1 protein-coding gene is annotated in these 295 nt (G+C 25.1%); it reads right to left on the bottom strand.

Translation table 11 applies throughout. The features are described 5' to 3' along the window. A partial coding sequence (locus EZH24_RS15480) for an ankyrin repeat domain-containing protein (RefSeq protein WP_137999513.1) occupies window positions 1-140 on the bottom strand: 140 nt, incomplete at its 3' end. Window positions 141-295 lie beyond the last annotated feature (155 nt).

Below are 295 nucleotides of genomic sequence, written 5' to 3'. Positions count from 1 at the left end.
TCTAAATGCCCATTATCTGAAGCCCAAATCAAAGCTGTTTTATTATAATCATCTTTAGAATTTACATCGGCTCCTTTTTCTATTAATGCTTTTAATGTTTCTAAATCATTATTTTTAGAGGCTTCTAATAATTCAATCATTTTATATCCTCAATAAAAATACAGGCGATTGAAAATCAACACTTTCAAAAAATTAACTTCCAATCGCCCATTAGACTTTATATATTCAACTTTTACTTTTTATCTATTATTATTTTATTATTTATTATCATCAACTATCTCATAATCAGCATCAA

This window comes from Brachyspira catarrhinii (assembly GCF_005518285.1).
GTDB classification, from domain to species: domain Bacteria; phylum Spirochaetota; class Brachyspiria; order Brachyspirales; family Brachyspiraceae; genus Brachyspira; species Brachyspira catarrhinii.
Note: the sequence above shows the minus strand (reverse complement) of the source record. Positions and strands in the feature narration are given on the sequence as shown.